The organism is Kitasatospora sp. NPDC056181 (genome assembly GCF_042266225.1).
GTDB lineage: Bacteria > Actinomycetota > Actinomycetes > Streptomycetales > Streptomycetaceae > Kitasatospora.
In genome coordinates, this window is the sequence record NZ_JBHJUK010000021.1 from 1 (window position 1) to 18797 (window position 18797).

At 72.5% G+C, this 18797-nt stretch carries 16 protein-coding genes, 1 tRNA gene and 1 pseudogene; 8 read left to right on the top strand and 10 right to left on the bottom strand.

Features of this window, described 5'->3' with window-relative positions; genetic code table 11:
• Nucleotides 1-351 precede the first annotated feature (351 nt).
• Together ACFC1F_RS11345 and ACFC1F_RS11350 are read right to left on the bottom strand one after the other, a co-directional pair.
• Nucleotides 352-1461, bottom strand: a pseudogene (locus tag ACFC1F_RS11345) (glycoside hydrolase family 5 protein); the annotation flags it as partial.
• Between the two features lie 124 nt (nt 1462-1585).
• Nucleotides 1586-2212, bottom strand: coding sequence for a TetR family transcriptional regulator (locus ACFC1F_RS11350; protein WP_209411589.1), 627 nt, complete (start codon nt 2210-2212; stop codon nt 1586-1588).
• Between the two features lie 151 nt (nt 2213-2363).
• Here ACFC1F_RS11350 and ACFC1F_RS11355 point away from each other — a divergent pair, with 151 nt between their 5' ends.
• On the top strand, nt 2364-3584 hold the full coding sequence (locus ACFC1F_RS11355) for an acyl-CoA dehydrogenase family protein (protein ID WP_376157304.1): 1221 nt from the start codon (nt 2364-2366) through the stop codon (nt 3582-3584).
• 139 nt (nt 3585-3723) lie between these two features.
• Here the strand turns inward: ACFC1F_RS11355 and ACFC1F_RS11360 are convergent, their stop codons facing one another.
• From ACFC1F_RS11360 to ACFC1F_RS11370, 3 genes are all read right to left on the bottom strand, one after another.
• Nucleotides 3724-4401, bottom strand: coding sequence for a hypothetical protein (locus ACFC1F_RS11360; RefSeq protein ID WP_376157306.1), 678 nt, complete (start codon nt 4399-4401; stop codon nt 3724-3726).
• A 67-nt stretch (nt 4402-4468) separates the two neighbouring features.
• A complete protein-coding gene (locus tag ACFC1F_RS11365) occupies nt 4469-5278 on the bottom strand; it encodes an enoyl-CoA hydratase/isomerase family protein (RefSeq protein ID WP_376157307.1) in 810 nt (269 codons plus the stop codon).
• 119 nt (nt 5279-5397) lie between these two features.
• A complete protein-coding gene (locus tag ACFC1F_RS11370) occupies nt 5398-6072 on the bottom strand; it encodes a TetR/AcrR family transcriptional regulator (protein WP_376157309.1) in 675 nt (224 codons plus the stop codon).
• Between the two features lie 192 nt (nt 6073-6264).
• On the opposite strand from ACFC1F_RS11370, the gene ACFC1F_RS11375 reads away from it, so the two are divergent.
• Nucleotides 6265-7770: an MFS transporter gene (locus tag ACFC1F_RS11375; RefSeq protein ID WP_376157310.1), complete on the top strand. Its 1506-nt coding sequence runs from the start codon at nt 6265-6267 to the stop codon at nt 7768-7770.
• Nucleotides 7771-8016: 246 nt separating this feature from the next.
• Here ACFC1F_RS11375 and ACFC1F_RS11380 read toward each other — a convergent pair whose 3' ends face one another.
• Nucleotides 8017-8565, bottom strand: coding sequence for a GNAT family N-acetyltransferase (locus ACFC1F_RS11380; RefSeq protein WP_376157311.1), 549 nt, complete (start codon nt 8563-8565; stop codon nt 8017-8019).
• A gap of 75 nt (nt 8566-8640) precedes the next feature.
• Here ACFC1F_RS11380 and ACFC1F_RS11385 point away from each other — a divergent pair, with 75 nt between their 5' ends.
• Nucleotides 8641-9261 carry a TetR/AcrR family transcriptional regulator gene (locus ACFC1F_RS11385; protein ID WP_376157313.1) on the top strand — a complete coding sequence of 207 codons (621 nt, stop codon included), beginning with the start codon at nt 8641-8643 and terminating at the stop codon, nt 9259-9261.
• Between the two features lie 242 nt (nt 9262-9503).
• Here the strand turns inward: ACFC1F_RS11385 and ACFC1F_RS11390 are convergent.
• Nucleotides 9504-9576 (bottom strand) — tRNA-Arg (locus tag ACFC1F_RS11390).
• A gap of 636 nt (nt 9577-10212) precedes the next feature.
• Between ACFC1F_RS11390 and ACFC1F_RS11395 the strand changes: the two genes are divergently transcribed.
• The 5 genes from ACFC1F_RS11395 to ACFC1F_RS11415 all read left to right on the top strand — a co-directional run bounded on the left by ACFC1F_RS11395 (nt 10213) and on the right by ACFC1F_RS11415 (nt 15936).
• A complete protein-coding gene (locus ACFC1F_RS11395) occupies nt 10213-10791 on the top strand; it encodes a single-stranded DNA-binding protein (protein WP_376157315.1) in 579 nt (192 codons plus the stop codon).
• 347 nt (nt 10792-11138) lie between these two features.
• The gene (locus tag ACFC1F_RS11400; RefSeq protein ID WP_376157316.1) at nt 11139-12596 is read left to right on the top strand and encodes a Cys-Gln thioester bond-forming surface protein; all 1458 of its coding nucleotides are present in this window, start codon (nt 11139-11141) and stop codon (nt 12594-12596) included.
• Nucleotides 12597-12881: 285 nt separating this feature from the next.
• The gene (ettA, locus tag ACFC1F_RS11405; protein WP_209411609.1) at nt 12882-14546 is read left to right on the top strand and encodes an energy-dependent translational throttle protein EttA; all 1665 of its coding nucleotides are present in this window, start codon (nt 12882-12884) and stop codon (nt 14544-14546) included.
• Between the two features lie 110 nt (nt 14547-14656).
• Nucleotides 14657-15160, top strand: a complete 504-nt coding sequence (locus tag ACFC1F_RS11410; RefSeq protein WP_376157317.1) for an acyl-CoA thioesterase — start codon at nt 14657-14659, stop codon at nt 15158-15160.
• Nucleotides 15161-15243: 83 nt separating this feature from the next.
• Nucleotides 15244-15936 carry a hypothetical protein gene (locus tag ACFC1F_RS11415; protein WP_376157319.1) on the top strand — a complete coding sequence of 231 codons (693 nt, stop codon included), beginning with the start codon at nt 15244-15246 and terminating at the stop codon, nt 15934-15936.
• Nucleotide 15937: 1 nt separating this feature from the next.
• Here ACFC1F_RS11415 and ACFC1F_RS11420 read toward each other — a convergent pair whose 3' ends face one another.
• The 3 genes from ACFC1F_RS11420 to ACFC1F_RS11430 form a co-directional block, all read right to left on the bottom strand.
• A complete protein-coding gene (locus ACFC1F_RS11420) occupies nt 15938-16342 on the bottom strand; it encodes a globin (RefSeq protein ID WP_209411611.1) in 405 nt (134 codons plus the stop codon).
• 116 nt (nt 16343-16458) lie between these two features.
• On the bottom strand, nt 16459-17694 hold the full coding sequence (locus tag ACFC1F_RS11425; RefSeq protein ID WP_376157320.1) for an ABC transporter permease: 1236 nt from the start codon (nt 17692-17694) through the stop codon (nt 16459-16461).
• Entirely contained in the window at nt 17691-18608 is a 918-nt protein-coding gene (locus tag ACFC1F_RS11430) for an ABC transporter ATP-binding protein (RefSeq protein WP_376157321.1), read from the bottom strand. Before ACFC1F_RS11430 ends, ACFC1F_RS11425 begins: the two co-directional genes overlap by 4 nt.
• Nucleotides 18609-18797: the final 189 nt, after the last annotated feature.

Below are 18797 nucleotides of genomic sequence, written 5' to 3' on the forward strand. Positions count from 1 at the left end.
GACCTGCGGATCATCGGCCCGCGCACGGCCGTGGACCGCGGTGCGGCCATCTCGTTCACGCTCGGCGACATCCACCCGCACGACGTGGGCCAGGTCGACCCGGGCGCCGGCCGGGGTGACGGCGATCCGCACGCCGGCCGGGAACGCGGCGGCGGGCAGGGCGAGTTCGGTGCTGCGGCCGGTGCCGTCGGCGGTCCAGCGGACGGTGTGGCCGGACGGCGTCGCGGTGGTGGTCGCGTCCGTCCCCGCGACCGCCGTCGGGTAGGGGCCGAAGACGGGTTCGTCGCCGGGGGCGGGGCGTCCGGCCGGATCGAGCGCGCAGTAGCCGCCGTTGCCCCGGCACCAGTACCACATGGTCCAGCCGGCGGCGAAGCCGTCCATGGCCGCGACCTGCCGGCGGACCAGCCGGGTGTTGCCCGGCCTGCGGGAGTCGGGCGGCCCCCATTCGCCGACCAGGACCGGCAGCCGGTGGGCGGCCGGGTAGGCGGTGATCGCGGCGGTGTAGTTCTCGACGAAGCCGCCGTTCTCGTCCCAGTCGGCGCCGGACTCGACCGCGGTGTCGTAGAAGTGCGGCGCGTAGCCGAGTCGGGGGCCGCCGGGGCGCGGGTCGGCGAAGCCGGGCAGCCGGGTGGGCACGCCCTGGCCGACCAGGACGGTCGGTTCGACGAAGAGCCAGGCACGGGTGTCGGCCGCGCGCACGGCCCGGATCAGCCGGTCGTACATGTCGGCGAGCCGGCCCTGTTCGAGGGCGGCGGAGGCGGCGGCCAGCACCGCCGGGTCGGTCGGGTCGCCGTCCACCGGGCCGAACGGCTCGTTGAACAGGTCGTAGCCCAGCAGGGAGCGGTGGCCGCGCAGTTCGCGGGCCAGCCGGGTGTAGAAGTCGGCCTGCCAGGCGCGCAGGTCGGGGTCGTCGTAGAGGTGGCGGAAGGCGGCCTGGACGGCGGGCTGGAAGTAGCCGGCGAACCAGTCGTCCGGGTCCGGGGTGAACGGCAGGCCGTCGTCGCGGGTGGCCCAGACGGGGATGCCGCGGTCGCCGCCGCCGAACTTCGGTCCGTAGACGTCCTGGTGGAAGTCGACCAGGGCCAGCACGCCGTACCGGTCGGCCCAGCCGAGCAGCCGTTGCAGCCGGGCCAGCTCGGCCCGGTCGAGGCGGCCGCGTTCGGGCTCCAGCCTGGTCCAGGAGACGGCCACCCGGATCAGCGTGAAGCCCTGCTCCGCGAGGGACCTGACGTCCTGCTCGGTGGCCTCGGCGTACTTGTCGAGGTTGAAGCCGCGCAGCTGGAGCCGGCGGCCGGTGGCGTCGGTGAGGCTGGTGCGGCCGTCCGGGGCGGTGGCCGTCCCGGTGGGGAACTCCGCCCGGTGCGGCGCCGGTTGCGCGGCCGCCGGGGTGGCGGCGAGCGGCGTGGCGAGGGCGGTGGTGGCGGCGAGCAGGAGGGCAACGGCGGTGCGGCGCAGGCGCATCGGGACCTCGCAGGATCTCGCGGGCCGAAGCTCGCGGGCTGGGGGGGTGGGGCCCGATGATGCCCGGATCGTCGTGTACCGCACAAGGGTCCGGTCCGGGTTCGGCGGCTCGGGGGCGGCAGGATCAGGCCGGCGGCGGCTCGGCGGCGGGGACGGGCAGGACGGCGGTGGGCAGGTCGGCGGCGGCCGCGAGGCGGCCCCAGAGCAGGTCGGCGAGCGCCTGGACCATCCGGGTGCGCGAGCACGGTCTGGTCTCCAGCCACCAGTCGCCGGCCGCCAGCACCATGCCGGTGATGCCCCGGCCCCAGGCCTCGGCGAGGAGTTCACGGTCGGCGCCGAGGTCGACCTGGCTCTCGACGGCGCGGGTGATCTCCTCGGCGATCCGCCGCAGCGCCGGGGCGAGCGCGTGGCCGGCGCCGCTCGGGTCGCCGGGTTCGGGGTGGGTGAGCAGGCGGTAGACCTGCGGGCGGGCCTCGATCCCGGCCAGGTAGGTGTCCAGCACGTGCTCGACCCGGTCGCGGCGCTCCAGCGGCTCGCTGAGCGCGGCCCGGACGGCGGCCAGCAGACCGCTGGTGTGACGCTCGGTCAGTGCCCCGATCAGGCCGTTCCGGTCGCCGAAGTGGCGGTACAGGATCGGCTTGGTGATCCCGGCCTCGGCGGCGATGGCGTTCATGCTGGCGGCCGGGCCGTCCCGCTGGATCACCCGGTCGGCGGCGTTGAGCAGCTGCTCGCGGCGGGGCTCTGAAGACATGCGCTGCTCCTCGGTCGGGCCGTTGACATCAGTTACCAATCAGTAGCAGACTCCCTCGATGTTACCGGGGGTAACACTCGGCGTGGCCTCGCCGGCAGCCGCCGGCGCGGGCCGCCTCCCGGCGGCCGGCCCTTCATCGGAGGTATGCATCATGAGCACGTTCTCGCTGGACCCGGGCGCGGACCAGCTCGCCGTACGCGACTGGCTGCACGGCTTCGCCGCCGACGTCATGCGCCCCGCCGCGGCCGAGTGGGACGAACGCGAGGAGACCCCCTGGCCGGTCATCCAGGAGGCCGCCAAACTCGGCATCTACTCCCTGGACTTCTACGCCCAGCAGTACTTCGACCCCTCCGGCGTCGGCATCCCGATCGCGATGGAGGAGCTGTTCTGGGGCGACGCCGGCATCGGCCTCTCCATCGTCGGCACCACGCTGGCCGCGGTCGCGGTGCTCGCCAACGGCACCGACGAGCAGATCGGCACCTGGGCGCCGCAGATGTTCGGCACCCCGGACGACGTCAAGGTGGCCGCGTTCTGCTCCTCCGAGCCGGACGCCGGCTCCGACGTCTCCGCGCTGCGCACCCGGGCCGTCTACGACGAGGCCGCCGACGAGTGGGTGCTGAACGGCACCAAGACCTGGGCCACCAACGGCGGGATCGCCGCCGTCCACGTGGTGGTCGCCACCGTCGACCCGGCGCTCGGCGCGCGCGGACAGGCCTCCTTCGTGGTGCCGCCGGGCACGGCCGGGCTGAGCCAGGGCCAGAAGTTCAAGAAGCACGGCATCCGCGCCTCGCACACCGCCGAGGTGGTGCTGGACTCCGTCCGGGTGCCCGGCCACTGCCTGCTCGGCGGCAAGGAGAAGCTGGACGAGCGGCTGGCCCGGGCCCGCGAGGGCACCCGGAGCGGAAAGGGCAGGAACGTGGCGATGGCCACCTTCGAGGCCTCCCGCCCGGCCGTCGGGGCGCAGGCGATCGGCATCGCCCGGGCCGCGTACGAGGTGGCGCTGGACTACGCGAAGACGCGGGTGCAGTTCGGCCGGCCGATCATCGACAACCAGGGTGTGGCCTTCCAGCTGGCCGACATGAAGACCCGGATCGACGCGGCCCGGCTGCTGGTCTGGCGGGCGTCCTGGATGGCGGCCAACAACCAGCCGTTCACCGCGGCCGAGGGGTCGATGTCCAAGCTCTACGCGGGTGAGACGGCCAAGTGGGTCACCGCGCAGGCGATGCAGATCCTCGGCGGCAACGGGTTCACCCGGGAGTACCCGGTGGAGCGGATGCACCGGGACAGCGCGATCTACTCGATCTTCGAGGGCACCAGCGAGATCCAGCGGCTGGTGATCGCCCGGGCGATCTCCGGGATGCCGATCCGCTGACCGGGCGGCCGGCCCGGCCCGCGGGTGGCCTGTCCGCTCATCGGGCGCTCCGCCCGCTCATCGGGTGGCCCGCCCGCCCTGCCGGTGGCCTTCCCGCTCATCGGGTGGTGGTCGGCCCGCCGATCGGGGCGGGCGCCGATCAGCGGGCCGCCCAGAAGGTGAGCCCGGCCGTGAGGGCGCCCACCACCGCGCCGACGACCGTCTGCGCGGTGGTGTGGTCCCGCAGCACCACCCGGGACCAGCCGATCACGGCGACCGGCGGGGCCGCCAGCAGCCACCACGGGCCGAGTGCGACCGCCAGGCAGACCACCGCGCCGCTCGCCACGGCGGTGTGGACGGAGACCTTCCACCAGACGGTGATCACCAGGATCGGCACCAGCGAGACGAACATCGCCAGCACCACCGCGGTCAGGTCGGCCGGGGCGTCCAGCCCGAGCATCACCGCGAAGCAGGTCAGCACCGACCCCATGATGAGGGGGAGCACCGTGAGCCGTCGCTGCCGGTGGCCGACGTGCCGGTCCTCCAGCGTGCCCCTGCGGACGCCGCGCCGGATGAACAGCGTCGGGATCACGGCGGCGAACAGTGCGGCGAACAGCGCCCAGCCGAGCCCGTGCCAGCCGTAGCGCAGGACTCCGAGCAGCGGCAGCATCGCGATGATCACGTTCTTCGGCTCGACGCCGTCGGTGATCCGGCGGGCCCAGAGCGTGGCGCCCGTGAGCGCGGTGTTCGTCGGCGTGGTGTTCGTCGGTGCGGCGTTCGTCGGCGTGGTGTTCGTCGGTGCGGCGTTCGTGGGTGCGGTGTTCGTCGGCGTGGTCATCTCGGTGGGTGCTCCCGGGGGATCGGCTGTCCGTTCGATCGGATGATCGTCATGGTCCGGCGCGGGGTCAGAACCGGGGCGGCCGGCCCTCCAGGAAGGCGGCGAGCCCCTCGCGCACGTCCGGGGCCTCCCGGGAACGGCGCTCCCAGGGCCGCAGCGCCTCGGCGGCCTGCTCCGGCGGGACGGCCAGCGCCGCCTTGACCGCTCCGATCGTCTGCGGCGAGCGCCGGGTGAGCAGCCGGGCGAACTCCAGGGCGTCGGCGTCCAGTCCGGCGCCCGGCCCGACCCGGTCGGCCAGGCCGATCGCCGAGTTGCGCAGGCCGGTCAGCAGCTCGCCGGAGAACAGCATCAACTTGGCCCGGGACGGCCCCACCAGTCGGGCGAGCCGCAGGGTGGGCACGGCCGGGTAGACCACGCCGAGCTTGGCCGGGGTGATGCCCATCCGGGCGTCGTCGGCGACCCACCGCAGGTCGCAGGCGACGGCCAGCTGGCAGCCGCCGCCGACGCAGGCTCCGTGCACCACCGCGATCGTCGGGTGCGGGAAGTGCGCCAGCGCCTCCTCGGCGGCGACGTTGTCGGCGTGGTAGGCGTCGGCGCGGTCGGGGTCGGTGTAGATCTCGGACAGCTCGTCGATGTCCGCTCCCGCGCTGAACGTGCCTCCCGCGCCGGTGACCAGCAGGGCGCGCACACCCGGCTGTTCGGCGATCCGGAACAGCAGCTTGGGCAGGGCCTGCCACATCGCCAGGGTGATGGCGTTGCGCCGGTGCGGCCGGTTGAACTCCAGTACCGCGACGCCGTCCTCGCCGACGTGGGCGCGGAGGCCGTCGACGTGGGTGGGCAGCGGGGAGCGGTCCCGCGTGAGCAGCTGCTGGTCCATGTGCACCTCCGGAGATCGTGGTGCGGACACTCTCTCAGGCGGGCCGGGACGTCGGGACGTCGGGACGGGGCGGGAGGTCGGGACGGGCCGGGGAGGTCGGGGTGGGTCGGGGCCGGTCCTCAGGTGGTGCGGGTGCCGTAGTCGCCGAGGCCGTGCTCGACCAGGTCGAAGGCGCGCCGGGCGTTGTCGACGGCCTCCGGCAGCACGTCGGCGGCCCGCTCGCCGGCCAGCATCCGGCGCTGGTTCTCGGTGGTCAGCGTCACCCGGACACCGAGCAGTTGGGCGGCGGCTGCCCGGGCGAGGACCCGGTCGCCCTCCGGGTCCTCGGCGAGCAGCTCGGCGGCCAGCAGCTCGTTCGCCGTGTGGCTGAACGTGGTGGTCGCGCGCAGGGCCAGCGCGGGGGTGCGGTGGATCAGCTGCACCACGTCGATGGTGAACCGGTCGTCGTTGAGGCCGGTGGCCGGGTCGAACCCGGCCAGCGCGGCCAGGAAGTGGTCGCGCAGCGCGGCCACCACCGAGGTGCCGGGGGCGCGGTCGCGGACCACCCGGGCGGGCTCGTCGACGTGCTGCTCCATCGGCGCCATGACCAGGTCTTCCTTGGACGGGAAGTAGTTGAAGACGGTCATCTTCGAGACCTCGGCGGCGGCGGCGATCTCGGCGACCGACACCTCGTCGAAGCTCCGCTCGGCGAACAGGGCGATGGCACTGCGCCAGATCCGGATGGCGGTCTGGCGCTTCTTGCGCTCACGCAGGCTCAGCCCGTCGGGGGCGGCGGTCCCAGTGCTCTTCACCATGCCATGACTGTACCAGGATCAAACATGTACCCGGACTAAAGATGTGCCCGATCCGAAGATAGGTCGGGATGAAGAATTGACCGAGTCAAAAATGACTGCCATGGTGGAGCCGTGCCGCCGCGCCGGGCTCCACCGGTGCGGCCCGGCTCCCGTTCGATCGCCCGAATTCCGTTACCCCCGGGGGGACTTCCGATGGCCGCCACCGCGCCGGCAGCAGCTCTGATGACGGAGCCGCAGCGCAAGCTGGGCATGCTCCTCTGCCTGATCACGATCATCCTGGCCGTGCTCGACATGAACATCGTGTCGGCGGCCACCGTGCCGATCGTCCGGGACCTCGACCCCGTCCACGGCGTCGACCGGCTGCCCTGGCTGGTGAGCGCGTTCGCCCTGGCCGCCACCGCGCTGCTGCCGCTCTACGGCAAGCTCTGCGACCTCCACGGCGCCAAGCGGGTGCTGCTCGCGGCCGTCGGCACCTTCCTGTTGGGCTCGGCGCTCTGCGGGGCCGCGCAGTCGATGGAGCAGCTGATCGCCTTCCGGGCCGTCCAGGGCATCGGGGGCGGCGGGCTGATGAGCGTGACGATGGTGGTGATGGCCCAGCTCAAGGACCCCGAGGAGGGGAAGAAGGGCGGCGGGGGCGGTGCGGGCGGCATCGTCGGCGGCGCCGGCATGGCCCTCGGGCCGCTGATCGGCGCGCTGCTGGCCGACCACCTCGACTGGCGCTGGATCTTCTACGTCAACCTGCCGCTCGGCCTGCTCGTCCTGGTCGGCGCCGCCGTCCTGCTCAAGCTCCCCCGGGGGGCCGGCAGCCGCGGCCTGGACTTCCTCGGCGCCACGCTCGCCGCCGCGTTCGCCACCGCGCTGCTGCTGCTGACCGAGTGGGGCGGCAAGGACTACGCCTGGACCTCCCCGCAGATCCTCGCGCTGGCCGCCGCGGCCCTGGCCGCGCTGGTCCTGTTCGTCTGGCGTCAGGCCACCGCCGCCGAGCCGGTAATGCCGCTCTCGCTCTTCCGCGTCCCGGAGATCCGGATCGGCTTCGCGGTGCAGGGCCTGGTCGGCATGGGCCTGATGGGCGCGATCATGTACGTGATGCTCTACCTCCAGGTCGCCCGCGGCGTCGCCGCGACCTCGGCCAGCCTCTACCTGATCCCGATGGCGATCGGCATGACGGTCATCGGCATGGTGGTCAACCGGCTGACCGCGCGCGGCGTCCAGACCCGGACGCTGCTGGCCGCCGGCGGGGCCTGCGCCACCGTCGCCCTGCTGCTGCTCGGGCTGAGCGGCCCCGCCACCTCGCTCTGGCTGGTGCGGGCCGAGCTGGTGCTGCTCGGGGTCGGCCTGGGCCAGCTGATCGGCCAGCTCATCAGCGTCGTCCAGGACGCCGCCCCGGCCCACCAGTTGGGTGTCGCCACCACCGGCATCCGGTTCTTCCAGACGCTCGGCAGTGCGCTGGGCGCGGCACTCTTCGGCACCGTGCTGGCCCGGGTCTTCGAGGCCGACGAGCCCGGCACGCCGCTCGGCGCGGTGGGCCGGTTGACCGGAGCGGCCCGGGAGCACGCGGTGCAGAGCTTCGTCGGCGCGGTGGACGTGGTCTTCCTCTCGGCGGCCGGGGTGATGGCGCTGGTCCTGCTGCTCGCCCTGCGGCTGCCCCGGCGTCCGGCGGAGGAGCCGGTGGCGGAGCAGCGGGTGCTGGCCGCCTGAGCCCGGCCGCCCGAGCCCGGCCGCCCGAGCCCGGCCGCCCGAGCCCGGCCGGTGGGGGGCCGGTCGGGGCCGGTCGGGGCGGTCCGGTGGGGCGGTCCGGCGCAGGGCCCGGTGGACTTCGGTCCGCCGGGCCCTGTCGCGTTCGCCCCGCGGGGCGGGGCGCGCTGGACGGTGCGCGCGGGGAGCGGTGCGCGCGACGCGGTGCTGGGCGGCGGGTGGTGCGGCCGGTGCCCGGTTGGTGCCGCGTCAGGAGGCGGGCTTCCACTCGTGGGCGAGGATCGACCAGACCTCCTTGTCGAGCCGGCTGCCGTTGTGCGGGTAGTGCTCCCGCATCGTGCCGTCCAGCTTCATGCCCACCCGCTGGGCGAGAGCCCGGCTGCGGAGGTTGTTCGGGCTGGTGTACCACTCGATCCGGTGCATGCCCCGGGTGTTGAAGGCGTAGTCGATCAGGATGCGGACGGCGGCGGCGACCAGGCCGCGGCCCTCGCCGGCGGCCTCGGTCCAGACCCCGATCTCGCAGTTGCCCGCGGCGACGTCGAACTGCGGGAACATCACGCCGCCGACGAGGGTGTCGTCGGCCCAGATGCCGAAGATCCGGCCGGTGTCGGCAGCCTGGCGGTCGGCGTAGCGCTGGAGCGTGGCGCGGGCGGAGTCGAGGTCGGTGGAGTAGCCGGCCCAGCCGATCCACGGGTCGGTGTGGGCGCGGGCCCGGTCGATGTGGGCGAGGAACTCGGTGGCCTGCCACGGTTCCAGGGGGCGCAGCTCGGCGTTGTCGGCGAGCGGGAGGGTGAGCATGGGCAGGCCTTTCGAGGAGCGGTGCGGGACGGTCCGTACATACATAACAAACGTTTGGTATGTACGATAGCCCCTATGACGCCAGCCCGCGGAGACCACGACGCCCGACGCCTGGAAGTCTCCGAGGCGGTCTGGCGGGTGCTCTCCTCGCGCGGCTTCGAGGGGCTGACGCTGCGCGCGGTGGCCGCAGAGATGGGCGCCTCGACCGGGCTGCTGACGCACTACTTCCCCAACAAGCGGGCCCTGGTGGCCTACGCGCTCGACGAGCTGGACCGGCGCTCCCTGGAACGCCCGCGCCGCACCGCCCCCGCCGACGGCAGCGAGCCGCCGCCGGCCGGCCTGCCCCAGCTGCGGGCGGCGCTGCTCGACGTCCTGCCGCTGGACGGGCCGGCCACGGCGGGCAACCGGATCTGGGTCGGCTCCTGGGACGTCGCGCTGGCCGATCCGGAGCTGGCCTCCGCGCACGCCGCACGGTACGCCCGGGCGCGGGACTTCCTGACCGGGCACGTCGCGGCCGCGCAGCGGCTCGGCGAACTGCCCGCCGGGGTGGACGCGGCGCGGCTCGCGGCGGGGGCGCAGGCCTTCGTGCTGGGGCTGGTGGTGCAGGCCCTCTTCGCCCCCGCGGAGTTCCCGCCCGCGCGGCAGACGGAGCTGCTGGACGCCTACCTGGCGGGGATGGCCTCCCCCGGGGCGTAGCGTCCCGGGGCGCGGAGTCCTGGCCGTACTCGGTCACGCCGGATTGGCCCGCGGTATCCGTTCGAGCCCGACCCGTCGCCGTGGTGCGGCTGCCCGGTGCCGGTGTTTCCCGTGGGGCCGTTTCCGGCGCCGGGGCGATACGCATTGTCACGGGTTATGTGCGGTCGGTGTGCGTGCTTTTCCCGGCGGCCGGCTCGGCATATGCCCCACCGGGGTGGTGGCCTGCGGGAATTCGGGTGGGGTGCCCCCAGCAGGATTCGAACCTGCGACCTACCGCTTAGAAGGCGGGTGCTCTATCCGCTGAGCTATGGGGGCGGGACGGGCGGCGCCCTGGCGGGCGTGACCGTTGCCGGGATCGGGCGACGGGCGCGTGCGGCGCCCGCTGTCCGGCCCCGTACCTGAGGGTGGGGGTGGGGGTTGGCGGATCCTTGCCCTGTCGGGGACAGGATAAGGGTGCCCAGTTCCTCGGCCGGGTGTAACAACACCGTCGCGGGTGTGTCGGCTTCGGTGGAGCGGTCCGATAATCGCAGGTGAAGGCCGTGCGTGCAGCGGTCTGACAGCCTTCGGCGCCGGACGTTGTGCAGTCGTTACGGGGCTGCCGCCCCACCCGTTATGGATTCGGCACGGAGAAAGCGCCGCCGTCACGGCGGGTGGGGGACCGTATTCGGGTTCGTTCGGTCGGATGACGTGGGCGGACGGGCGGCGGGGCCACCCTTGGGGGTGTCCCGGCGGGGCGGGAAGCGGGTCGTTTGTTGTCATGACCTCGCAGAAGAGGGGCCGAAAGTAGGACCTGAAGGCCGAAATTCACCCCTGTGAGTGACGCCGGTTTTCCACAGGGCCGAGTTGTCCACAGGATTTCCGATCGCACTGGCACGGATTTCCCGGGAAGCGCACTCTCAACTCGCGCCGGTCGATTCCGTACGGTGCATCGGAGAGAACGGAGCGTGTTCCGTGAACGGGACTCAGGTGACGGTGATCGGCAATGTCGCGACCGAGGTGAGCTATGCCCGGACGCCCGCCGGGGTGCCGGTGGCGAACTTCCGGCTGGCGTCGACGGAGCGGCGGTACGACCGGCAGAAGGAGGGGTGGGTGGACGGCGAGACGCAGTGGGTGACGGTGACGGCGTGGCGGGCGCTGGCGGGTCATCTGATCGACTCGCTGACGAAGGGGGATCCCGTGGTGGTGAGCGGCCGGCTGCGGGTGCGGGAGTGGACGGACGGGGAGGCCAGGCGCAGCAGGGTCGAGATCGAAGCCCGATCGATCGGACACGATCTCAGCCGCGGTACCACGGCCTTCACATGGGCGGCGGGGGGTCGGGGCGAGCCGTCCGGCGACGGCGGGGGAGAGGCGTTCGACGAAGCGGTGCCCGGGTGGATCGCGGACGCACTGCAGGCTTGGAAGGCCTCGGCGTTGACGCCCTCCGGGCCCTCGCCGGCGACGGTGCCGGCGGCCGTGGGGGCCTCGTCGGCGGCGGGGGTGCAGGTGGACGGCGTGCGGATCGGAGGTGACGGACAGGAGTCCTCGGGCTGACCGGCGGCGCATCTCAACTGTCGACAAATATGTTGATCGAGACGGTTGTTGTGCCCGCCCGCGCAATCCCTGATCGGTTAACCGAAAGAACCAAACTTTCTGGCAGATCGTCAGCTTGTGTGGATAGTGGGGGGGTTGATAACGATCCAGATACGGAATCGTCCTGATTTCGCATGGGGGTTTGCGCGCCCCCCGGGCTCAATAGGATTCGTCTGGTTCACACAAGTGCAGCGGCGCCACAGGGGGCGCGGCAATGCAAGGCGGGCAGCCCATCGGCATGGCCCGGCCCGGAGGGATCCCAGATGTTCCAGAGGCAGAGGCAGAGTCTCCCCCGTATAACCACTGTCATGCTCACGACCAGCTTGGCGCTGGGTGGAGGCCTGTTCGCGGCCGGTGCGGCGGTCGCCGCCGACGCACCCGGTGCGGGTGTCTCGGCCGTGCTCCAGCCCAAGATGGTGAGCGAAGAGGTCATCGTCGACGGACAGGGTGTCCAGGGTGGTCTGTTCACCCTGAAGACCGAGAACGGCGAGATCCAGACGTACTGCATCGACTTCGGTCACCCGGTGAACACCAACGCCGGCGTCAAGTACCAGGAGTCGGACTGGAAGTCGAGCTCGCTCGGCGGCAAGGACAAGGCCGCGGCCGCGGCCAAGATCCGTTGGATCCTGGAGAACTCCTACCCGCAGGTGACCGACCTCGTGAAGCTGGCCAAGGACGCCGGCGTCCAGGGCGAGCTCACCAAGGAGGACGCCGCCGCCGGTACCCAGGCCGCGATCTGGAAGTTCTCGGACGACAAGAACGCCGTCCCGACCGACCCGCAGGCCAAGCAGCTGCGCGACTACCTGGTCAGCGACAAGAACAAGGGCATCGCCGCCGAGCCCAAGCCGTCGCTGAGCCTCACCCCGGACGCGGTGACGGGCAAGCCCGGCAACAAGCTCGGCCCGTTCACCGTCAACTCCAGCGCCTCCGAGGTGAAGCTGTCGGTCGCCGGTGACGCCGCGGACAAGGTGAAGCTGGTCGACAAGGACGGCAAGCCGGTCACCGGCCTGACCGGCCCGGTCGCCAAGGACACCCAGCTGTTCCTGGACGTGCCGGCCGGCACCCCGGACGGCGCGGCCACCGTGACCGCCAACGCCGACACCGTCGTGCCCAGCGGCCGCGTCTTCCTCAGCAAGGGCTACACCGCCGCCGAGCACAGCCAGACCATGATCCTGGCGGGCTCCACCAAGCTCAGCGTCAAGGACGCCGCGAAGGCCACCTGGAAGCAGGGCAAGGGCGCGCTCGTGGAGAGCGCCGCCCAGGTCGAGTGCGACGCCAACGGCGTCCGCGTCTCCGTCGCCAACACCGGTGACGAGGCCGCCAACGTCACGGTGACGCCGGGCAAGTCGGTCACCGTCCAGCCGGGCAAGGTCGAGAGCGTCGTCGTCCCGGTCGCCGAGGACGCCGCCTACGACATCACCGTCACCGGCCCGAACGGCTTCAGCAAGCAGTTCAAGGGCGTTCTGGACTGCAAGGTCGCCACCGGGACCACGCCGACCGGCACCCCGTCGGCCGGCCCGACCACCGCGGCCCCGACCACCCCGGCCCCGACCGGCACCCCGTCGGCCGGTGCCACCACCACCGCCGCCAAGCCGGCTCCGGTCGCCACCAGCCCGGCCCCCGGCACCACCGGTGGTCTGGCCCAGACCGGTGGTAACGACGCGACCCCGATCATCGCCGCCGTCGCCGGCGGTCTGGTCGTGGCCGGTGGCGCCGCGGTCTTCGTCCTGCGCCGTCGCGGCCGCCACGGCGGCAGCGCCGCCTGAGGCAGCGCCGCACCAGGGGCCTGAGGCACTGAGGCCCTGAAGCACCCCGGCCCGGCTCCCCGCACCAGTTGCGGGGGGCCGGGCCGGACCGCGTTCCGGGGGCGTGAGCATGCCGCGGCGGGGTGCGGGGCGGCACGCACGGGGGCACACGGGCGGACGCGGGGCGGAGCGGACCGGCGGGATACCCCGGTGGGGCACGGCAGGCGGTTCGGGGCTCGGGGCCGGGTGCGGCACAATGGAAGGCTGAAAGCCGAATTACTCCCGACGACGCCGGAGCGATCTCACGTGGCGGAATACATCTACACGATGCGCAAGGTGCGCAAGGCGCACGGAGACAAGGTCATCCTTGACGACGTGACGCTCAGCTTCCTCCCCGGGGCGAAGATCGGCGTTGTCGGCCCCAACGGCGCCGGCAAGTCCACCGTGCTGAAGATGATGGCCGGCCTGGAGCAGCCCTCCAACGGCGACGCCTTCCTCTCGCCCGGGTACACCGTCGGCATGCTGCTCCAGGAGCCGCCGCTGGACGAGACCAAGACGGTCCTGGAGAACGTCGAGGACGGCGTCAAGGAGATCAAGGCGAAGCTCAACCGCTTCAACGAGATCGCCGAGCTGATGGCCACCGACTACTCGGACGCGCTGCTCGACGAGATGGGCAAGCTCCAGGAGGACCTGGACCACGCCAACGCCTGGGACCTCGACGCCCAGCTGGAGCAGGCCATGGACGCGCTGGGCTGCCCGCCCGGCGACTGGGCCGTCACCAAGCTCTCCGGTGGCGAGAAGCGCCGCGTCGCGCTCTGCAAGCTGCTGCTGGAGGCCCCCGACCTGCTGCTGCTCGACGAGCCCACCAACCACCTGGACGCCGAGTCGGTGAACTGGCTGGAGCAGCACCTGGCCAAGTACGCCGGCACCGTCGTCGCCGTCACCCACGACCGGTACTTCCTGGACAACGTGGCCGGCTGGATCCTGGAGCTCGACCGCGGCCGCGCGATCGGCTACGAGGGCAACTACTCCACCTACCTGGAGAGCAAGCAGTCGCGTCTCAAGGTCGAGGGCCAGAAGGACGCCAAGCGCGCCAAGCGGCTCAAGGAGGAGTTGGAGTGGGTCCGCTCCAACGCCAAGGGCCGCCAGGCGAAGTCCAAGGCCCGTCTGGCCCGCTACGAGGAGATGGCGGCCGAGGCCGACAAGATGCGGAAGCTGGACTTCGAGGAGATCCAGATCCCGCCGGGCCCGCGTCTGGGCAGCGTCGTCATCGAGGTGGAGAACCTCAACAAGGCCTTCGGCGAGAAGGTCCTGATCGACGACCTGAGCTTCACCCTGCCGCGCAACGGCATCGTCGGCATCATCGGCCCGAACGGCGCCGGCAAGACCACGCTGTTCAAGATGCTCCAGGACCTGGAGACCCCGGACTCCGGCAAGGTCAAGGTCGGCGAGACGGTCAAGATCAGCTACGTCGACCAGACCCGCTCCAACATCGACCCGAAGAAGACGCTCTGGGAGGTCGTCTCCGACGGCCTGGACTGGATCAACGTCGGCCAGGTCGAGATGCCGTCCCGCGCCTACGTCTCGGCGTTCGGCTTCAAGGGCCCGGACCAGCAGAAGCCGGCCGGTGTGCTCTCCGGTGGTGAGCGCAACCGCCTCAACCTGGCGCTCACCCTCAAGCAGGGCGGCAACCTGCTGCTCCTCGACGAGCCCACCAACGACCTCGACGTCGAGACCCTCTCCTCGCTGGAGAACGCGCTGCTGGAGTTCCCCGGCTGCGCCGTGGTCATCTCCCACGACCGCTGGTTCCTGGACCGGGTGGCCACCCACATCCTCGCCTACGAGGGCGAGAGCAAGTGGTTCTGGTTCGAGGGCAACTTCGAGTCGTACGAGAAGAACAAGATCGAGCGACTGGGCGCCGACGCCGCCCGTCCGCACCGGGCCACCTACAAGAAGCTGACCCGAGGCTGACACCCAGCCGTCACAACGGCCCGGCAGACTGCCCCCCGGGGGCGGCCTGCCGGGCCGCGGCCCACCGCCACCTCCGTGCGGCGGGTCACCGGACGTCGAGGAGAACACCCGTGGCACGCCACATCTACGCCTGCCCGCTGCGCTGGTCCGACATGGACGCGTTCGGGCACGTCAACAACGTCGTCTTCCTGCGCTACCTGGAGGAGGCCCGGATCGACTTCATGTTCACCCAGGCCGCCGCGGCCGGTGCCGGGGAGTTCGCGGGCGGTTCGGTGGTGGCGCGCCACGAGATCGACTACAAGCGGCCGCTGGTGCACCGGCCCGAGCCGGTCACCATCGAGACCTGGGTGACCAAGATCGGCGTCGCCTCGCTCACGGTGGCGTACGAGATCAAGGACACCGCCGAGGACGGCACCGAGACGGTCTACGTCCGGGCGTCCACCGTGGTCGTCCCCTACGACCTCGCCGAGGGCCGGCCGCGCCGGATCAGCCCGGTGGAGCGGGAGTTCCTCGGCCGCTTCACGGACGGCGGCGGCACGGACGACCGCAGCAAGGGCGACCGGAGCAAGGGTGACCGCAGCCTGGACGCGGAGCCGGTCGGCGCGGCGGCCTGAGCCGCGGCCCGTCCCGGCGGCCCGACCGGCCGGCCCGGGCGCACGACCACCCACCGACACACACGGATTAGAGCTGACTCGCGTTGACCGGTACCGCCCCCCTCGCCCTCGCCGACGCCGGGGAGGCCGCCGACCTGGCCGCGTTCCTGGTCCGGCTGCTCCGCTTCGACAAGGCGGCGGCGGTGCGGTTGCAGGCGGTGCCCGCGGCGGACGGCCCGGGCGTGCTGGCGGTCTTCGGGCGGCTGCCGCTGGGCGGTTCGGGCGCCCTGGCGATCCGCACCGCGCGGCTGACCACGCTCGCCGAGCCGGTCGACCGCACCGTCTCGGCCGGCCGGCTGCTGGACGGCGTGGACGACGAGGCGGACACCGCCGTCCTGCCCGAATCCGTGACCGGCCCGGCCTGGGCCGGCCTGCTGCCGCCGCGCACCGGCTGGCGGCTGCTCGGCGAGCCGCCGGCCGACCGGGTCTATCCCGAACTGATGGCCGCCGTGCGGGAGTTCCGCGAGCGCAGCGAGGCCGTCCCGGCGCACCACCGGACCAGGGCGGTGCTGGACGCGCTGGCCGACGAGATCTGGTCCCGGCCGGTGACCGTGCTGCCCGAGCTGCCGCTGCGCGCCGCGCACGCGGCCCATGTGATCGGCTTCCTGAAGCCGGACGCGCCGCTGACCGTGCACCGGGCCGGCGGCTGGCTGCGGTTGAGCGCCCCGGCCGGCTCGGTGGCCGTCCGGACGGCGGCCGCGCCCGGTGCGGGGCTGGGGCTCAGCCCGCTGAGGTGAGTCAGCCCTCGGTGTTGACCATCGAGGCGGCGGCGTAGGTGAGGTAGTCCCAGAGCTGCTGCGCGGCGTCGGCCGGCAGCGCCAGCTCGTCCACCGCCACCCGCATGTTCCTCAGCCAGGCGTCGTGCGCCGCGCGGTCCACCTTGAACGGGACGTGCCGCATCCGCAACCGAGGGTGACCGCGGTGCTCGCTGTAGGTGCGCGGGCCGCCCCAGTACTGCATCAGGAAGAGCGCGAGGCGCTCCTCGGCGGGGCCGAGGTCCTCCTCGGGGTACATCGGCCGCAGCAACTCGTCCTCGGCGACGCCCTGGTAGAACCGGTGCACCAGCCGTCGGAAGGTCGGCTCCCCGCCGACCTGGTCGAAGAAGGTCTCCTCGCTGAGCGTGCCACGCCGGATCTCTGTCACCCGACCATGGTCGCAGACGGCGCCGGGGTCGTACACCGGGACCTGGGGACCAGGACTCCCGGCGTACGACCCCTTGCACGGGCCCGAGGCCTTCGTCAGGCCGTGCTGCGGAACTGCTAGGCGTCCTCCCAGCTGAAGAAACGCCAGGCGATCGCGGTGACGACCGCGGCGAACACCAGCAGCCCGCCCATGGCCGGCAGGGCGTCCATCACGCCGCCGCCCCGGGAGAGCACCGACTGCGCGGCGGTGACCAGGTGCTTGAGCGGCAGCGCGTTGGAGATCATCTTCAGCCAGGACGGCATGTCGTCGGTCGGGAAGAACGAGCCGGACAGGAACGACATCGGCAGCACGATGATCTGCGAGATGCCGTTGGCCGCCTCCTCGGTCTTGGCGAGCGCCCCGGCCAGCAGGCCGATCGACATGAAGGCGATGGTCGCGCAGACCACGAGCGGGACGATCAGCCACCAGTTGCCGCTCAGCTTGAGCCCGAAGAACGGCATGGTGGCGATCGACAGGAAGATGGCGGTCTGGGCCAGCGCCGTCAGCACCGAGACGGCGATCCGGGAGCCCACGATCGCCCCGGGGCTCACCGGGGCCAGCCGCAGCCGCCGCAGCACCTTCTTCTGCCGCCAGGACACCAGGGTCAGCGAGGCGCTGAACACCGCGCCGGTCGCCACCGCCCAGCCCAGCAGGCCGGGGGTGAGGAACTGGATCGGCTTCAGCGAATCGTCCTCGACCCGGACGGAGTCCAGCACGAAGGCCGGCGGCTTGCCGGAGGCGGCCTGGTTGGCCTGCTGGACCACCGAGTTGACGATGCCCTGGACGGTGCCCGCCCGGACCTGGTCGGCGGCGCTGAAGCGCAGCACGATCCTGCCGTCCGGGCCCTGCTTGATCAGCGCGTCAAGGTCGCCCTTGCGGACCTTCTCCAGCGCGGCGGCCTCGTCGTCGTTCCTGCTGATGGCGAGGACCTTCTCCAGCTCGGCCCGGCCGTCGCCCTGCACCGCGTCCAGCAGCTGGACGGCGCCGACCTGCACCACCTTGGCGTGCGCGGTGCCGCCGCTCTTGAGCAGGGTGCCGAACAGCATGAGGAACATCAGCGGGAAGAGGAGCACGAAGAAGACGGCGGCCTTGTCCCGGAAGAAGGCGACCAGCATCACCCGGGAGAGGCTGACGAAGGCGCTCACCCGCTCGCGTTCCGGCGGCCCGGCGGGCACAGCGGGGGTGGCGGGCTTGCGCTGGGCCGGGACGGCGGAGGCCCGGGTGCCGTCGGCCGGGGCGTCCCCGGTCCGGGTGCCGTCGGGCTGCGTGCCGTCGGGCTGCTCGCCGTCCGTACGGGCGTGTTCGGCGGTCATGCGCGGTACTCCCGTCCGGTGAGCTGGAGGAAGACGTCCTCCAGGGTGGCGCCGCGCACTTCGAGGCCGCGCAGGGCGTTCTGCTCGGCCAGCACGGAGAGCACCGGGCCGGGGAGGCCGGTGGAGACGGCGAGCGAGACGCCGTCGTCCTCCACGGCCTCGACCTCGGCGCCGGCGGCGGCGAGGAGTTCGCGGGCACGCTCGGCGGCCAGCTGGCCGGACTCGACGCTGATCCGCACGGTGTCGTCGATCTCGCGGACCAGCGCGGCCGGGGCGCCGGTGCGCAGGATCCGCCCGTGGTCCATCACCGAGACGCGGTCGCAGAGCACCTCGGCCTCGTCCAGGTAGTGGGTGGTCAGGACGACCGTGCGGCCCTCGGCGTTGATGGTCCGCAGGAGGTCCCAGAGGTTGCGGCGGGCCTGCGGGTCGAGGCCGGTGGTGGGCTCGTCCAGGAAGACCAGCTCCGGTTCGTGGACCAGGGCGCAGGCGATCGAGAGGCGCTGGGCCTGGCCGCCGGACATCTTGTCGGTCATCACGCCGGCCGACTCGGTCAGGCCGACCCGTTCCAGCATCGCGTCGGCCCGCTTGGGACCGACGCCGTAGAAGGAGCCGAAGGTGCGGATCGTCTCGCGCGCCGTCAGCTTGTTGAAGAAGGCGGAGGCCTGGAACTGCACGCCGATCCTCGGCAGCAGTTTCGGGTTGCGCGGCCAGGGCGCCAGCCCCAGCAGCTCGACCCGGCCCTCGTCGGGCTTGCGGATTCCCTCCAGGATCTCCAGTGTGGTGGTCTTCCCGGCGCCGTTGGGCCCCAGGATGCCGTAGAACTCGCCGGCCTCGACGGTGAGTGAGACCCCGTCGACGGCTTGCACATCCCCGTACCGCTGACGGATCCCGTCAGCGGATATAGCTGCAGTCATGGGCCCTGAGACTACGGGTACCGGACGGGCTTGGGGAGTGATCTGAGCACGATTTGATGGTCCCTCAGGGCAGGCGGAACCGGGCCGGGCCGGGGCGGGGGGGGAACCCCACCCCCCCCCCCCCGGCGGGGGGCCCCCCCCGGCGCCGGGGGGGGGGGTGTTGGGGGACGCCCCCCCCAGGTGACAGGC